Below are 11,584 nucleotides of genomic sequence, written 5' to 3' on the forward strand. Positions count from 1 at the left end.
CCGCCGCCGCGCGGGCGGGGCTCAGCCGCCCTTCCACTCGGTCCGCTGCACCACGGGCAGCTGCAGCGCGCGCTCCCGGTCGAGATCGAGCGATCCGAGGTGAATCGCGATCGGGGACTGCACCCACTTGAAGATCGATCTCGAGAACAGGGTCGCGAACTTCTCGGCCCACGCCCCCAGCGCGGCGGGGTCCTTGTCGGGGAACAGGCTGGGGAGCGCGGTCGCCAGCTCGTCGGCGGCGAGCTTCTCCGCGCCGTAGAGGTAGAGGCACGCGTCGAGGACCTCGAACGGCATGAGCTCGGCTTCCCCGGACTGGTTCTCGGCGAGCTCGGGCCCCGCGGTCGTGGCGAGCGTCTGCTGGATGCCCTTGAAGCCGAAGCGCTGCGAGAGCCGCTCGAGCAGCGCGACGACCACGGTCTTCGGGACGTTGGCGATGACGCTGAACGCCCCCTCGAGATCGCCGCCCACCGTGGTGTAGCCGAGCGCCTTCTCGCTCATGTTGCCCGTCTGCAGGAACAGCGCGCCGCTCGTGTTCGCCCAGTTCCACATGCGCCCGCCGCGGATGCGCGCCTGCACGTTCTGCCTCGTGAGCTCGGTGAGCTGCCGGCCCTCGCCGACCATCGCCTGGGCGGCCTCGAGCTCCCGGGGGAACGCGTCCTCGATCGGGATCACCGCGAACGACGCCCCGAGCTCGTCGGCGATCTGCGCGGCGGCCCGGTGCGTCGCGTCGCTGGAGTAGCGCGAGGGCATGAAGAACGCGTGGAGCGACGTCTTCATCCGCTCGCGCAGCGCCTCCCCCTCGAGGTCCGGGTGGAGCAGCTGCACCGCGCGCCAGGCGACGAGCAGCGTGAGGAGCGAGTCGCGGCCGCCCGAGAGCGCGAGGCCGATGCTCTTGAAGGCGCCGATCTTGCGGTAGTAATCGGCGACGCCGAGCGCGAGCACGTCGTAGAAGTCGTCGAGCAGCTCGTCGCGCGCCGAGATCGCCGGCCGCGTCGCCGAGGGCAGGAACGGGGTCGTGCCCGGGGGCGGGGCGGGGTAGGCGAGGCGCGAGCGGTCCGCGGTCTCCCCGCCGATCCGGAGGACGTCCACCATGTGCGGGGAGGCGCGGCGGAACTCCTCGAGGTCGCTGCGCCAGGTGCTCGCCTCGCGGCGGCAGCGCGTCGTCCGGTCGAGGTCGACGACGGCCGTCGAGAACCCCTCGCGGAACCGCGGCGCGTCCAGCATCGGGCGGCCGTTCTGGTTGACGAACCCGCCGCCGTCGAAGACGAGCCCGTCGTTGCCGCCGACCAGGTTCGCGTAGGCGATCGTGCACTGGTTGTCCGCCGCGCGGGTCGCGATCATCTCGCGCCGCGTGCCGGTCACCCCGGCGCGGAACGGCGACGCCGAGATGTTGCAGACGATCTCGGCGCCCGCGTAGCAGCGGCGCCGCATCGGCCCGTCGGGCGACCAGATGTCCTCGCACACCTCGACGGCGATCGTCCCGAAATCGAAGGCGAAGATGCGGTCGCCGCAGAACACGCCGTCGGCGTCGAGCTCCATGAACGGCATGCCGCGCGAGAACGTCCGCGCCTCGTAGAAGATGTTGTACGTCGGCAGCTTCTCCTTCGGGGAGAAGGCGAGCACCTCGCCGGCGTGGACGATGGCGCCGGCGTTGAAGAGGTCTCCGCCCACGCCGACGGTCACCCCGATGACGAACACGGTGCGGAGCGACGCGGTCTCCTCGGCGAACCGGCGGAGCTCGCGCTGCTGGCTCGCGACGAACGCCGGCCACTGCACGAGGTCCTCGGGCGCGTAGCCGCCGATCACCTGCTCCGGGAAGACCGCCAGGGTGACGTCGTCGCGCGCCATCGAGCGGGCGAGCGCGAGGCATCGGTCCGTGTTCGAGCGGACGGCGCCGACGGTCGCGTTGACGCTGGCGATTCCGATCTTGACGAGTCGCATCGGGCGGCAGCCTAGCGCGGCAGCACGGCGCTGAGCAGGGTGAAGAGCTTGTCGAGCTCTCCGGGCGTCACGCGCCGGTTCGCCTTCACCCGGTCTCCCTCGGCGAAGAACCCGATCGGATCGACGACCCGGACCGTCACGACGGCGATGCGGAACGAGGTCGTTCGGTCGAACTCCTCGTTGAGGAAGGCCGCGTCGCGCGCGGCGTGCTCGCGGCTCTCGCTCGCGCCGTCGAGCGCGACAAGGGCGCCGCCGTCCTCTGTCAGCGTCACGGTGGCCTCGAGCGACCTCAGGGTGGGCGGCACGCGGGGCGCCTGGCGCGGGCCCTTCAGCGTCCGCGCCGGGTCGATCGCCGCGGCGATCGCGGCCTCCTCGCCGGTCGGGTCGGGGAAGCCGCCCGTGCCGATGAAGCGCCGCGCCTCGCGCGCCCGCGTCACCGGCAGCACCACGAGGAAGCTCGGCTCCACGGTCGCCACGACGCGCGTGTGCCCCTTGATGGTCACGCGCACGGCTGGCACGCCGAGCCCGCTCTCCTCGGTGCCCGGCGGCTGGCTGCGCGAGAGGAGCGTGTCGATCCCCGACTGAAGCCTCTCCGGCGGCACGTTGTGCTCGAGGACGATCACCGCCTCATGGGCCGCGTCCGCTCGCGGCGCGGTGATGAAGGCGCGCTCGAGGTCCCGCTCCGGATCGAGGCCCGTGCCGGCGAGCACGGGGCCCCACAGATCGAGCGCCGCGAGCCGCGGCATGATGGGGTGGCCCCGGGTCCTGTCGGCGTAGACGAGCACCGAGACCTTCCCCCCGGCGATCGACTGCGCGATGGCGGCCGCGTTGCGCGGCCTCGGCGGCGGCGCCGTCTCCGCGCTGACCGGCGTCGTCGACGACGCGGAGCCGCACGCGACGACGGCGAGGGCGAGGCCGACGACGATGAGCCGCAGCGGCGGGAGGCGCATCGCGGCGAGGAGCCCTTGACGAACGGACGGCATCACCCGGGCGACGTTACCGGCACCTACTCCATCCTGCCAGCGGGGCAAGCCCTCCCCGCGGCGTGTCGACGCGCGTCCGCGCGGCGTCGCGTGCCCCTGCGTCGAGCCACCGATGTGGGGCGCGCCGCGGCGCGGCGACCCGGCGGCGATGCGAGAACGTGCGCGGGATCGCGGTCCGCCTCGCGCCTCGCGGCGGGTCGGCCATCCCTCTTCCTCGCGTCGGAACCTGGAGTAGGATGCCGCTCCCGCGGTTCACGCCGAGCCGTGCGCGCCGCAAGGATCCGTGTCTCGCGACGCTGCGGACGCGGAGCCCGACCCACGTTGAAGAGGAGTATCACCCCATGGCGGTCCGTCCTTCCGACCTGCACGCGATCCCCCTGTTCGAGAGAATCACGGAGGACCACCTCGACGAGCTGATGATGGCGTTCCAGCGCCAGGAGGTCCCATCCGGCCAGGTGCTCTTCGAGGCCGGGAGCGCGCCGACGCACTTGCTCCTCCTGGTCCAGGGCGAGGTCGCGCTGCTCGAGGGGGGCGAGACGCGCTTCCGGCTGAGCCCCATCTCGCCCATCGGCGAGCTCGGCGCGCTGACCGGCTTCCGGCGGACGACGACCGCGGTGACGACGCAGCCCTCGGAGATCTGGCGCATCGGCGTCGCCGAGCTGCGGGACTTCTTCGAGGAGCACGGGGACGTCGCGTACCCGTTCTACAACAACCTGCTCAACGTCGTGGCCGGCAAGATCCGGCGCGACGCGCGGCGGCTCGAGGAGGTGCGCGCGAACCTCATCCGCACGCAGAAGGCGATGAAGCGGCTGCTCGAGCTCGTGCTCGACAGCGAAGAGACGCCGCTGAGCAAGGTCATCTGCGCGACGCTCGAGGAGCTCATCGAGAAGAACCGGCGCTCTCACTACATGGTCGAGCCGGCGCACACGCTGAAGAGCTCCGTCCGGCTCGACAGCGGCGCGCTCGTCCCCGTCATCGAGCTCTCCGACGGCTGGCTGCGCCTCGCCGGGCTCCGCGACGCCGCGAAGGGCGCCCACTGGAGCGGCGTGCTCGTCCTGCCCGCGCGCGAGATCCCGGTGAGCGGGACCATCGATTCTGTCGACAACCACGGCGCGCTGGTGCAGCTCGATCTCCTGATCGACGAGTACGCCGCCGTGCTCCAGGACTACCTGACGCGCCTCCAGATGCTGGATTTCGTGGTGTGAGCTCGCGCCTCGCGGCCCGGCGCCGCTGCCGCCGCGCGGCCCGGCGCCGGGCCGCCTCGCTCTCCTCGCTGCTCCCGGACCGTTCCAGACCGTTGCGTCAGACCGTTGCCAGGGTCGTGCCCGGTGATCTACGGTTCGCGGAGCGCACGAACATCGGAGCGCTGAGCCGAAGTGGCGGAATGGCAGACGCGGCGGATTCAAAATCCGCTGTCCGCAAGGGCTTGTGGGTTCGAGTCCCACCTTCGGTACTGATGCGGAATCCTTGGACGAGGCGCACGAGCGCGGATCTCGTCCGCTGTTGATGAAATCGCTTGCAGTTCCGGGCCCTTCAGGCGGGGTGAGGGCGCCGGCGGTTGACCGTTGGGCGTCGTGCTCGCACGACGGCGCGGCGGGGGCCGGCCGTCCGTGACGCTGCGCGAGCTGGACGCCGCGCTCCGTCGGAACAGGGAGCCGTGAGGCTGCTACGCTCGGCGCGCATGGCGCGTCGGAGCGGAGGTATCGAGCGGCTGGGCGCGATGATCCAGCGGCAGTCCGCGCTCGCGGCGCCGGCGGAGGTCGACACCGCGCCGATGCCGTTCCGCGATTGGGAGGCCGCCGTGGGGTCCCGGATCGCCGCGCGCGCGCGGCCGCTCAAGCTGGAGCGCGGCGTCCTTCACGTCCGTGCGGCGAGCTCGACGTGGGCGCAGGAGCTCTCGATGCTCGGCGACGTCATCACCGCGCAGCTCCGAGCGCGCGGTCTCCCGGTGCAGTCGCTCCGTTTCCGCGTCGGCAAGGTGGAGGCGGTCGCGCGGCCGCCGTGGCGCGAGGAGGTCCGCTCGGCGCCGAAGGAGGCGCCGCTTCCGTTCGAGGTGCGGCGGGAACTCGGGAAGGTCGCGGACCCCGACCTGCGCGACGCGATCGCGAAGGCCGCCGCGACCAACCTCGGCTGGCAGCAAGCGGAGGCGAGCGCGCGCCCTCGCAACGCGCCGCCGCCGGCCCCCTCTGCGGCCTCGCCGCCCCCGCCCTCGCGTGCGACCGCGGCGCCGCCCTCGCGTGCGACCGCGGCGCCGGCCCCGCGCGTGCCCTCGCGTGCGACCGCGGCGCCGGACGACGCGGCGGAGGCCGCTACTTCGCCGCGACGAGCCGCTCGAGACCCTCGATCCGCTGCATCAGGAACCGCTCGGTCGGACCGAACGAAGGAGCCATCCGGCGCAGGTCGTCGAGGTAGATCCTGAGCGGCTGGATATCGAGCGTCTTGACGCGGCGGACCACGGTGTAGAGCTCGTCGACGACGGGGCCGGGCAGCGGGCGGCGCGCGATCGTGAAGAGCTCGAACGCGTAGTTGACCCAGGTCCCCTTGGTCGTGGCGCCGGCGAGCCGGGCCGCGTAGCGCGCGGCGAGCTCCGCGGCGGGCATCTCCAGCGGCACGTTCGTCCGCGCGCGGCTCAGGATGTCGATCAGCACGGTCTGCAGGATGCGCTCGGCCTCCTCGCTCCGCCCCATCGCGAGCGCCTTGTCGGCGAGGCTCGCGAGCAGGCGCAGCGACTGGAAGCCCTTCGATCCGCCGTCGCCCGTCGGGCTCGTGAGCTCCGTCGGGTCGTCCGACATCTTGCGCATCTCGGTCAGCGCCATCGCGCCGAGCGTCGCCGTCGCGCGCCGGAACTCGACCCCGTAGGCGTCGTGGGGCCGCGACTCCTCGCCGCCGTAGAGCAGCATCTCCTGGCTGCCGATGATGATGCGGTCGCCGTCGGTCAGCTCGCGCTGGCCGGAGATGCGCGAGCCGTTGACGTACACGCCGTTCCTGCTCTCGAGATCGAGCACGGCCACGCCGTCGTTGCGCACCTGCAGCGTGGCGTGGCGGCGCGACACAAGCGGATCGTCGAGCGAGAGCTGGCAGTCGCCGCTCCGGCCAATCACGAAGGGCCCTTCGGGGAGCTCGAAATCGTGCGCCAAGTACCGGAGGCGGAAAGGCATGGTCTATTTCAGTGCGCCGAGGCGCTCGAGCCCTTCGATTCGCTGGAGGATGAACCGCTCCGCCGGGGTACGTTCTCCTGCACGCTCGCGGAGCCGCTTCGCATAGCCACGGAGAATCGACATGTCGACGGCCTTCACCTTGCGCAGGACACTATACAGCTCATCGACGAGGTAGGCGGGAAGCAGGAGCTCGAGCCGCGTATTCAGCTCGAAGATGTAGTTGATCCACGCGCCCCGGCCGGTGGCCGCCGCGAGCCGGGTGGCGTACGTGCTGGCCTTCTCGACCAGCTCGGGCTGGACGGCGCCGACGCCCCCCTCCCGCGCCTTGGTGAGGATGTCGGCCAGCGAGCGCTGGAGGATGCGCTCGGCCTCGTCGACCCGCCCCAGGGCGAGCGCCTTGTCGGCGACGCTGCCGATGAGGCTGAGCGCGTGCACGCGCTTGTCCGGGTGCTGCGGGATGAGCCCGGGCAGCGACCTGCGCGAGGCGATGGCCGTCGCGCCGTCGTCCTCGCCCGAGGACAGCTCGCTCATGTCGACCGTGCGCGCGTTCTGCTGCCTCGTCCAGAGCGGCGCGCTCCGCGGAGAGTGGGTCGAGCTCGGCTCGATCGCCCCGAGCAGGAACATCTCCTGCCCCCCGATCGCGATCTTGTCGCCGTCCGACAGGAGCTGGCGCCCCGTGATCCGGGTCCCGTTGATGAGCACGCCGTTGCGGCTGCCGAGATCCTCGATCGCGACGCCGCCCTCGCCCACGGTCAAGAGCGCGTGCTTGCGCGACACAAGCGGGTCGTCGAGCGACAGCTGGCAGTCGGCGCTCCGTCCGATGAAGAACTCGCCGAGCGGCACCTCGAGATCGTGGGCGAGGTAGCGCAATCGGATGCCCATGATCGAGCCATACCAACAGCCCAACAGGCCGTCAAAAGCCAGCTTCCGGGCTGCGTAGCAAAGGTTTGCAAGCCCACAAGACCGGTCTTGGACCGCGGACGGCGACGTCCGTTGCCGTCTTACAGTGTCGCACTGGTCGACGCCCCGCGCGGGCGGCCTGGTCGGAGGCGGGTCGGAGGCGGGTCGGAGCTCAGGGGTGGCTCGAGAGGACCCGGAGCAACGTGAGGATGAGCCGCGGATGCGCGAGGAGGCCGTAGATCTTGAGCTCCCCGCTGGCCACGAGCCGCGCGAGCTCGCGCAGGGGGCCGCTCTGGCGGCGGTGCAAGAGGCCCACCTTCGGGAGCCTGAGCCAGCGGTGGAACGCGATGTCGGGGAGCCGGCGCAGCGCCGCCTCGTCGCCGCAGAACGTGACGGTGGGGATCCCGATGGCGCCGTCATGGACGGTGAGGCGCCCGTGATCGAAGCGCATCGTCATCGACGTGCCGGTGTCCTGCGCGACGACGAGCACCGCGCCGCGCAGCGCCCGGAAATCGGACACGCGCCGCGGGTCACGGCCGAGGTGCTCGCGGATGAGCCGGCCGAAGTGGGCGGCGAGCGCGTTCTCCTCCGCGCCCGGGGCAAGATCGATGATGGGCTCCATGGTGTCGCGCTCTCGCCTCTGGAACGACGCCGCGCCGCCCCCCTCTCTCTGTGGCAGATGCGCTCCCCGGCAAGCCGCGTCGCCGCGCACCTCGGCGGACGGTCTGGGCGGCGATCGCGCGCCCTCGTGAGACGACGATAGGCACGACAGGCGGCCGAGGGTCAAGCGCCGCGCCGGCGCGCGCGGGCGCCGCGCCTCACCCGGCGGCGCGCGTTCCGTCCACCCCGATATCGCGGCGGAGCACCTTGCCGTCGAAGTCGATCGCGCTCGCGGCGCGGAACGCGCGCTCCCGCGCCTCCGCGAGCGAGCCGCCCGCCGCGGTGACGGCGAGCACGCGGCCTCCCGCGGTCACGATCGCGCCGTCCCGCTCCGCCGTGCCCGCGTGGTTCACGAAGGCGCCCTCGACCGCCGCCGCGGCGTCGAGGCCGCGGATGGCGTCGCCGGTCACGGGCGCCGTGGGGTAGCCGCGCGCCGCGAGGACGACGGTGAGCGCGTGGCGGCCGGGGACGACGCGCGCCGCCCCGGGATCCAGCGCGCCCGCCGCGGCCGACGCGCAGAGCTCGGCGACGTCGCCCTCGAGGAGCTCCATCAGCGCCTCGCACTCGGGATCGCCGAAGCGGACGTTGTGCTCGAGCAGGATCGGATCCCCCGCGGGCGTGATCATCAGCCCCGCGAACAGCACCCCGCGGAAGGGCCTCCCTTCCGCCCGCATGCCGTCGATCGTCGGCCGGAGGATCTCGCGCTCGACGCGCGCGGCCAGGGCGGGGGTGACGCTGGCGCTCGGCGCGAACGCGCCCATGCCGCCGGTGTTCGGCCCGGTGTCGCCCTCGCCGACGCGCTTGTGATCGCGCGCCGCCGGCAGGACGAAGATCGCCTCGCCGTCGCTGAGGGCGTGCAGGCTGGCCTCCTCGCCCTGGATGGCGTCCTCCAGGATCACGGTCGCGCCGGCGTCGCCGAAGCGGCGATCCACGAGCATGTCCTTCGCCGCCGCGAGCGCCTCGTCGACGGTCGTCGCGACGACGACGCCCTTGCCGGCGCAGAGCCCGTCGGCCTTCACGACGATGGGCGCGCCGCGCTCGCGGATGATGCGGGTGGCCTCCTCGAAGGAGCGCGCGATCTGGAACGGCGCGGTCGGGATCCCGTGGCGCGCGGCGAACTCCTTCAGGAACGCCTTCGACCCCTCGAGGCGCGCCGCCTCGAGGCTCGGCCCGAAGACGGCGATGCCGGCGGCGGTGAGCGCGTCGGCGACGCCGGCGCAGAGGGGCGCCTCGGGGCCGATGACGACCAGGTCGGCGCGCTCGCGGACGGCGAGCCGGGTCGCCTCGTCGGGCGACAGGGCGGCGAGGTCGGCGCGGCGGATCGGCGCGCGGCCGGCGCCGCCTTGCGCCTGGGTGCCGGCGTTCCCGGGCGCCACGACGACCTCGGCGACCGAGGGCGATCGGGCGAACGCGCGGGCGAGGGCGTGCTCGCGCCCCCCCGAGCCGAGCACGAGGATGCGGCGATCTGACCGGGGTGGTTTCGCAGTGGAGCTCACGCACGCGCGCTACCACGCGGCGGCCCTCGCTGTCGAGGCGCCTCGCGCGGTCGCCCGTCCGCGAGAGGCGCCGCGGCGCCCGACATCGTGATAGAAGCGCCCGCAGGGCGCGCGGCGCGGCTCAGCCAGGGCCGCGGGCGCGCATCGCCGGGCCTCCTCGCGGGGTGACCGGAGGGCGGATCCCTGAACATTCTGGAGGGGACAGCGGGCGCGGATCCCTGGGCATCGAGGGGGCAGCGGGCGCGGATCCCCGTCGTGGAGACGAGCGATGACTCACCGAGCTTCGTGGGATGAATACTTCATGCGCATCGCCGAGGTCGTCGCGTCGCGGGCGACGTGCGACCGGAAGCACGTCGGCGCGGTGATCGTGCGCGACAAGAGCATCCTCGCGACCGGGTACAACGGCTCGATCCGGGGGCTGCCCCACTGCGACGAGGAGGGGCACCTCATCGAGGACGGCCACTGCGTGCGCACGATCCACGCGGAGGCCAACGCGATCATCCAGGCCGCGCGGAACGGGGTGCGGATCGATGGCGCGACGGTCTACGTCACGGCCTCGCCTTGCTGGGGGTGCTTCAAGATGATGGCGAACGCGGGGATCTCGCGCGTCGTCTTCGGCGAGTTCTACCGCGACGAGCGCATCTTCCGGTTCGCCACCGAGCTCGGGATCGAGCTCGCCCCGCTTTCGCCGCGCGAGACGCCCGCCTGAGGCGTTGCGCGCGCGGGCGCTCGGTTGAGCGAGCCCTCGCGCAACGCGCGCGGCGTCTTGCGCAACGCTCGGGCAACGCTCAGGCCTTGCGCGGCCGCGGCAGCCCGTACACGCGGATGCGCTCCACCAGCGTACGCCGCGAGATCCCGAGCAGCGCCGCGGCGCGCGTCTGGTTCCCCATGCACTGCTCGAGCGCCTGGACGATGCGCTCGCGCTCGTGGGCCTCCATGGTGTCGCGCAGCCGTGTGGGGCTCGCGCCCGCGCCGTCGATCACGCCCCTCGCGCCGTCGGGCACGCCCCTCGCATTCACCTTCGCGTTCGGGGACGCGGCCGCCGAGGCGGGCGCCTGCGACGGGTGCACCGGAAGGCTAGGCTCATGCGATGGACGGGTGGGATCGGCGAGGGGGGAGAGGAGCAGGTGCTCCGGCCCGATGGGTGCCCCGTTGGCGAGGATCACCGCGCGCTCGACCACGTTGCGCAGCTCCCGGATGTTGCCTGGCCAGCTGTGGCGCTGGAGCGCGGCCAGGGCCGCCGGGGAGAGCGGAACGGCCGCGGCGCTCGCCTCGCTTGGGAAGAGCTCCTTCGTCGTGCGCTCCGCGAAGAGCTGCGCCAGCGCCGCGACCTCCCCGGGCCGCTCGCGCAGCGGCGGGATGGTGAGGGTCACGCCGTTCAGCCGGAAGTACAGGTCCTGCCGGAACGCGCCGCGGCTCACCTCGACCTCGAGGTTGCGGTGCGTCGCCGAGATGAAGCGGACGTCGATCTTCGTGGGGGTCAGGCCGCCGACCCGCATCACCTTCCGCTCCTCGATGACCCGGAGCAGCTTGGCCTGGATCGAGGGCGGCAGCTCGCCGATCTCGTCGAGGAACACCGTGCCCCCCTCGGCCGTCTCGAGCAGCCCCGGCTTCGCCCGGACGGCGCCGGTGAAGGCACCGCGCTCGTGGCCGAACAGCTCGCTCTCGAGCAGCGACTCGGAGAGCGCCACGCAGCTCAGGCGCAGGAGGGGCCGGCCCGCGCGCGGCGAGGCCCTGTGGATCGACTCGGCCAGCACCTCTTTGCCGGCGCCCGTCTCGCCGAGGAGCAGGATGTTGATGGGGCCCTTCGCGACGCGCTCGGCCAGCTCGTAGACGGCGCGCATCGCGTCGTCCTTGACGATGACGTCCTTGCGCGCGCCCCGCTCGCCGTCCTTCTGCCGGAGGATGACGCGCGCGGCGCCCAGGTAGATCACGTCGCCGGCCGAGAGCTCGACGGCGCCGTCCCGCGCGGGCTCGCCCTTGCCGACGTCGATGAGGCGCTCGGTCGCCGCGCTGCTGTGGCGGGTGCGCACGCGGGTCCCGTTGCTGCTGCCGAGGTCCTCGATCCGGAGCGGCGGGCCGAGGTGCAGCACCGCGTGCCGGCGCGACACCGAGGAGTCCGGGACGCAGAGGCCGGCGTCCTCGTCCCTGCCCAGGACGACGCTCCCGGAGCCTGGCAGCGGCCGCGTGCTCATCGAGCTCTGGGTGATGATCAGGACCTCGAGCGGGCCACCATCGCGGGAAAGAACTTCCGGCTCAGCCACATCGCACCCCAGAGTCGCGCCCGACGCCCGAGGACGCCCTTCCACTGCACGCGTGCGATCCGTCCCGGGGACCGCTGCGGCAGCTCGCGCAGGACGGTAGCCAGGACCGAGGGCGCGCCCTGCAGGCGGCTGCGTAGCACGGACGCGCGCGCAGGGCGACTGCTGTCGCGCTCGCTTTGCTC

At 72.9% G+C, this 11,584-nt stretch carries 10 protein-coding genes and 1 tRNA gene; 4 read left to right on the forward strand and 7 right to left on the reverse strand.

The window, feature by feature from the left end; all coding sequences use genetic code 11:
- Positions 1–21: 21 nt before the first annotated feature.
- Positions 22–1,941 carry an NAD(+) synthase gene (gene nadE / locus WMF17_RS44600; protein WP_437599625.1) on the reverse strand — a complete coding sequence of 640 codons (1,920 nt, stop codon included), beginning with the start codon at positions 1,939–1,941 and terminating at the stop codon, positions 22–24.
- Positions 1,942–1,952: 11 nt separating this feature from the next.
- On the reverse strand, positions 1,953–2,891 hold the full coding sequence (locus tag WMF17_RS44605; RefSeq protein ID WP_437647018.1) for a hypothetical protein: 939 nt from the start codon (positions 2,889–2,891) through the stop codon (positions 1,953–1,955).
- Between the two features lie 374 nt (positions 2,892–3,265).
- Between WMF17_RS44605 and WMF17_RS44610 the strand changes: the two genes are divergently transcribed.
- From WMF17_RS44610 to WMF17_RS44620, 3 genes are all read left to right on the forward strand, one after another.
- Complete coding sequence (locus tag WMF17_RS44610; RefSeq protein ID WP_437599627.1) at positions 3,266–4,129, forward strand: Crp/Fnr family transcriptional regulator; 864 nt, start codon at positions 3,266–3,268, stop codon at positions 4,127–4,129.
- A gap of 165 nt (positions 4,130–4,294) precedes the next feature.
- A tRNA-Leu gene (locus WMF17_RS44615) sits at positions 4,295–4,377 on the forward strand.
- A 321-nt stretch (positions 4,378–4,698) separates the two neighbouring features.
- The gene (locus WMF17_RS44620) at positions 4,699–5,343 is read left to right on the forward strand and encodes a DciA family protein (protein ID WP_437651467.1); all 645 of its coding nucleotides are present in this window, start codon (positions 4,699–4,701) and stop codon (positions 5,341–5,343) included.
- Here WMF17_RS44620 and WMF17_RS44625 read toward each other — a convergent pair.
- The 4 genes from WMF17_RS44625 to purD all read right to left on the reverse strand — a co-directional run bounded on the left by WMF17_RS44625 (position 5,234) and on the right by purD (position 9,138).
- The gene (locus WMF17_RS44625) at positions 5,234–6,082 is read right to left on the reverse strand and encodes an FHA domain-containing protein (protein WP_437599629.1); all 849 of its coding nucleotides are present in this window, start codon (positions 6,080–6,082) and stop codon (positions 5,234–5,236) included. The genes WMF17_RS44620 and WMF17_RS44625 overlap by 110 nt on opposite strands.
- Before the next feature lie 3 nt (positions 6,083–6,085).
- The gene (locus tag WMF17_RS44630) at positions 6,086–6,964 is read right to left on the reverse strand and encodes an FHA domain-containing protein (RefSeq protein ID WP_437484597.1); all 879 of its coding nucleotides are present in this window, start codon (positions 6,962–6,964) and stop codon (positions 6,086–6,088) included.
- Between the two features lie 190 nt (positions 6,965–7,154).
- Positions 7,155–7,604, reverse strand: coding sequence for a hypothetical protein (locus WMF17_RS44635; RefSeq protein ID WP_437599630.1), 450 nt, complete (start codon positions 7,602–7,604; stop codon positions 7,155–7,157).
- 196 nt (positions 7,605–7,800) lie between these two features.
- Positions 7,801–9,138, reverse strand: coding sequence for a phosphoribosylamine--glycine ligase (gene purD, locus WMF17_RS44640; protein WP_437599631.1), 1,338 nt, complete (start codon positions 9,136–9,138; stop codon positions 7,801–7,803).
- Between the two features lie 268 nt (positions 9,139–9,406).
- Between purD and WMF17_RS44645 the strand changes: the two genes are divergently transcribed.
- Positions 9,407–9,847: a deoxycytidylate deaminase gene (locus tag WMF17_RS44645; RefSeq protein WP_437599632.1), complete on the forward strand. Its 441-nt coding sequence runs from the start codon at positions 9,407–9,409 to the stop codon at positions 9,845–9,847.
- Positions 9,848–9,926: 79 nt separating this feature from the next.
- On the opposite strand, the gene WMF17_RS44650 is transcribed toward WMF17_RS44645, so the two are convergent.
- Positions 9,927–11,402, reverse strand: a complete 1,476-nt coding sequence (locus WMF17_RS44650; protein ID WP_437647020.1) for a sigma 54-interacting transcriptional regulator — start codon at positions 11,400–11,402, stop codon at positions 9,927–9,929.
- Positions 11,403–11,584 lie beyond the last annotated feature (182 nt).

The organism is Sorangium sp. So ce362 (assembly GCF_051519845.1).
Lineage (GTDB): Bacteria > Myxococcota_A > Polyangia > Polyangiales > Polyangiaceae > Sorangium.

What these genes read in the sequence shown, in the direction of transcription:
- nadE (WP_437599625.1), bottom strand. Translation starts at nt 1,941, where the DNA reads ATGCGACTCGTCAAGATCGGAATCGCCAGCGTCAACGCGACCGTCGGC.
- WMF17_RS44605 (WP_437647018.1), bottom strand. Translation starts at nt 2,891, where the DNA reads ATGCGCCTCCCGCCGCTGCGGCTCATCGTCGTCGGCCTCGCCCTCGCC.
- WMF17_RS44610 (WP_437599627.1), top strand. Translation starts at nt 3,266, where the DNA reads ATGGCGGTCCGTCCTTCCGACCTGCACGCGATCCCCCTGTTCGAGAGA.
- WMF17_RS44620 (WP_437651467.1), top strand. Translation starts at nt 4,699, where the DNA reads ATGCCGTTCCGCGATTGGGAGGCCGCCGTGGGGTCCCGGATCGCCGCG.
- WMF17_RS44625 (WP_437599629.1), bottom strand. Translation starts at nt 6,082, where the DNA reads ATGCCTTTCCGCCTCCGGTACTTGGCGCACGATTTCGAGCTCCCCGAA.
- WMF17_RS44630 (WP_437484597.1), bottom strand. Translation starts at nt 6,964, where the DNA reads ATGGGCATCCGATTGCGCTACCTCGCCCACGATCTCGAGGTGCCGCTC.
- WMF17_RS44635 (WP_437599630.1), bottom strand. Translation starts at nt 7,604, where the DNA reads ATGGAGCCCATCATCGATCTTGCCCCGGGCGCGGAGGAGAACGCGCTC.
- WMF17_RS44645 (WP_437599632.1), top strand. Translation starts at nt 9,407, where the DNA reads ATGACTCACCGAGCTTCGTGGGATGAATACTTCATGCGCATCGCCGAG.